General features: G+C 68.6%; 2 protein-coding genes and 1 pseudogene. 2 read left to right on the top strand and 1 reads right to left on the bottom strand.

All coding sequences use genetic code 11. From position 1 onward, the window contains the following. A pseudogene (locus ELR45_RS41705) lies at positions 1–616 on the top strand (FAD-dependent oxidoreductase); the annotation flags it as partial. Between the two features lie 77 nt (positions 617–693). Here the strand turns inward: ELR45_RS41705 and ELR45_RS30175 are convergent. Further along, the gene (locus ELR45_RS30175; protein ID WP_129669601.1) at positions 694–3021 is read right to left on the bottom strand and encodes an ATP-binding cassette domain-containing protein; all 2328 of its coding nucleotides are present in this window, start codon (positions 3019–3021) and stop codon (positions 694–696) included. 61 nt (positions 3022–3082) lie between these two features. On the opposite strand from ELR45_RS30175, the gene ELR45_RS39685 reads away from it, so the two are divergent. After that, a partial coding sequence (locus tag ELR45_RS39685) for a helix-turn-helix transcriptional regulator (protein WP_205857562.1) occupies positions 3083–3736 on the top strand: 654 nt, incomplete at its 3' end.

The raw sequence follows: 3736 nt of genomic DNA, 5'->3' as shown, positions 1-3736 counted from the left end.
CAACATGCTGCTTCGCAGGCTGCCGAAGCTGCGCGGCGACGTGGACCCGGCGACGGCGTTCAGCGGAACCTTCCACGTGAACGAGCGCATGTCGCAGCTGCACGCCGCCTACGCGCAGGCCCAGGCCGGCTGGGTGCCCGATCTCGCGCCGTGCGAGGTCTACTGCCACTCGCTGACCGACGACTCCATCCTGAGCCCGCAGCTGCGGGCCGAAGGCGCCCACACGCTGACCCTGTTCGCGCTGCACATGCCGGCCCGGCTGTTCCGCGGCCGGAACGGCCGGGCGCGCGACGTCGCGCTGCGATCGGTGATCCGGTCGCTGGACGACGTGCTGGCGGAGCCGATCGAGGACTGCCTGTACACCGATGCCGAGGGCAAACCGTGCATCGAGGCTCGGACGCCGGTCGATCTTGAGGACGAAGTCGGACTTCCCGGTGGACACATCTTCCACCGCGACCTCTCGTGGCCGTTCGCGGAGCACGACGACGAGATCGGCCGTTGGGGTGTGGAGACGCGGCATCCGCGCGTCCTGCTCTGCGGAGCCGGTGCCAGGCGCGGCGGGGGAGTCAGCGGCATACCGGGCCGCGCCGCCGCGATGGCGGTCCTGGACGACTGACATCGGTGGTGTCTCTGGGACGGAGCCAGTGTCTCCCCACCCCCGTGCGCGCGTCGTCCGCCAGCCATCACCGCGGGTCATGCATGGGCGCGCAGGTGTTCAGCGGTCGGCGATGTAGCGTGCTCGATCAACCGTTGAGGTGTGCCCTCGGCGACGACCCGTCCGCCGTCGTGACCCGCCCCGGGGCCGAGCTCGATGACCCAGTCGGCGCCTGCGATGACGTCGAGGTCGTGTTCGATGACAATCACCGTGCCGCCCTCGTCGACCAGCCGGTCGAGGATCGAAACCAGCCGTGCGGTGTCGGTCCGGTGCAGGCCCGTCGTCGGCTCGTCGAAGACGTAGACCTTGCCCGTGGCTTCGAGCTGCCTGGCCAGCTTGAGCCGCTGGCGTTCCCCTCCGGAAAGCGTGGTGAGCGGCTGGTCCAGGGTGAGATAGTCGAGCCCGACATCAGCCAGCCGGCGTAGTGGCTCCACGATCATCCCGGCCGTGCCTGCCCCGTTCGTCTGAGCGCCGTCCCTTCCGATCTCATCGAAGAACGCGATCGCCTCAGCGACGGTCAGCTTCAGTACGTCCACGATGGTCCGGCCCCGGAGGGTATGCGCCAGCACGTCCGGGTGATATCTGGAGCCGTCGCACTCCTCGCAGACCGTGGTGACGGTGTCCAGGAAGGCGAGATCGGTCTCGATCACGCCGAGTCCCCGGCACCGGGGACATCCGCCCTCGGAGTTCGCGCTGAACAGACCCGGCCGTACACCGTTGGCGCGGGCGAACAGCCGGCGGATCGGGTCGAAGACGCCCGTGTAGCTGGCGGGCGTGGACCGTCGCGACCCGTGCACCGCCGACTGGTCGACGATGACCACGTCCGGGCAGACCCTGGGCAGCACGTCGGCGATCAGCGTGCTCTTGCCCGAGCCGGCCACGCCGGTCACCACCGTGAGCACTCCCCGTGGCAGGGATACGGTGACGTCCTTGAGGTTGTGCCGGGTGGCGTGCTCGATGTCGATGGTCCCGGTGCTGGCTCGAGTGTGGGTCTTCGGCACAGGACGGTGTCGCAGGCTGTGGCCGGTCAGCGTGTCCGAGGTACGCAGCCCTGCGAGGTCACCGTGGTACAGGACCTCCCCGCCGTCGGATCCGGCACCGGGACCGAGGTCGATCACCTGGTCCGCGATCTCGATGACGTCCGGGTCGTGCTCGACGACGAGCACTGTGTTGCCCTTGTCCCGTAACCTGCGGATCAGGTGGTTGAGCTGCCTGATGTCGTGCGGATGCAGGCCGATGCTCGGCTCGTCCAGGACGTAGAGCAGGCCGCTCAGGCTGGATCCGAGGTGGCGGACGAGTTTCACCCGCTGGGCCTCGCCGCCGGAGAGGCTGGGCGTCTCCCGGTTGAGGCTGAGATAGCCGAGGCCCACGTCGATGAGTGCGTCGAGCCGTTGGACGAGGGCGTCGATCACGGTCTTGACCTCCGGGACATCGATCGTCCGGACCACATCTGCCAGCCGGCCGACCTCCATGGTCACGCAGTCGGCGATGGTGTGGCCCTCGACGGTGGCGGCGAGCGCCTCAGCCTTCAGCCGTGCGCCCCCGCAGTCCGGGCAGAGCCGCCGGGTGACGACGTCGTCGATGGCCGTGACGATGTGAGCAGGGAGCTTGTCTCGGTTCACCGTCAGGTAGCTGCGCCGGAACCGCGGCAGGACGCCTTCGTAGTCGGATGTGGGCGGCCACCCGGGCGCGGGGTTCGGCGGTTTGAAGCCCTCGGCGTAGATCAGCGTATGCCACTCGTCGGGTGTGTACTCGCGCAGTGGCTTGTCATTGTCGAACAGGCCGCAGTCGATGTAGCGCTTCCAGCGGACCATGCCGGGCTCGAACGTCGGGAAGCGGATCGCGCCGTCGTTGAGTGAGCGGTCGTGGTCGATCAGCCGGTCGAGGTCGACGTCGTCGACGATACCGAGACCTTCACACCGCGGGCACATGCCGCTCGGGTCGTTGAACGAGAACGCGGGGGAGTAGCCGACGAACGGGGTGCCGGCCCGTGAGTAGAGCAGCCGCAGCAGGGTGTACGCCTCAGTCGCCGTCCCCACTGTCGACCGGGAATTGCGTCCCAGGGGCCGTTGATCGACGACGATCGCGGGCGGGAGGTGGTGCATCGCGTCCACGTCAGGCTGCCGGTGGTGTGGCAACCGGTTGCGGACGAACGCCGGGAAGGTTTCGTTCAGCTGACGCTGGGACTCGGCCGCGATCGTGTCGAACACCAGGGACGACTTGCCCGAGCCGGAGACTCCGGTGACGACGGTGATGGCAGCCTTCGCGATCTCGACGGTGATGTTCTTGAGGTTGTTCTCCCGGGCACCCACCACGGTGATGTGGTCGGGGGCGTGCGGCCGCGGGGTCGGCAGAGCAGTGGTCATAGTTCGAGGCTAGATACAGTTGTGGTCAGATTCTGACCACAACATTGGCGATGATGGAATCATGAGTGATCCCAGCCGACGGATGCTCGCCCTGCTCTCAGCGCTGCAGAGCGGCCAGGCGTTCAACGGCGCCGAGCTCGCACGCAAGCTGACGACGAGTCCCCGTACCCTGCGCCGAGACGTCGAACGGCTGCGTGAGCTGGGCTATCCGGTGCAGACCCAGACCGGGCCCGGTGGCTTCTACCGGTTGGTCGCGGGCTCGGCGATGCCGCCGTTGCTGCTCAGCGACGACGAGGCCGTCGCCGTCGGATTGGGGTTGCGGCTCGCCAGCCGGATGTCGCTGGCGGCGCCGGCCGACGTGGCCGCCGACGGGGCGCTGCGCAAACTTGAACGAGTGCTGCCGGCCCGGTTGCGGCGGATGCTGACCGCCGTCCTGGACGCCACCGAAGCGCCGGCCGTTCCGTCGCCGGCGACCGTGCCCCTCGAGCTGCTCACCGCGCTGGGGCAGGCCATCCAGCAACGCCGCACAGTGCGGTTCCGCTATCGGGACCGTCAGGGCGAGAGCACCCGACGCGAGGCCGAGCCCTACCGGCAGGTGCTCTCCCGGCAACGCTGGTATCTGCTGGCCTGGGACGTCGAACGGAACGACTGGCGCACGTTCCGTCTCGACCGGATCAGCGACGTGGCGGCGACGGAACGATACTTCCGGCCGCGC

It is taken from the genome of Phytoactinopolyspora endophytica, assembly GCF_004138495.1.
Classification (GTDB): Bacteria; Actinomycetota; Actinomycetes; order Jiangellales; family Jiangellaceae; genus Phytoactinopolyspora; species Phytoactinopolyspora endophytica.
Note: the sequence above shows the minus strand (reverse complement) of the source record. Positions and strands in the feature narration are given on the sequence as shown.

Bases quoted from the DNA above. Each gene is read 5' to 3' on its own strand.
- ELR45_RS30175 (WP_129669601.1), bottom strand. From the start codon at position 3,021: ATGACCACTGCTCTGCCGACCCCGCGGCCGCACGCCCCCGACCACATC.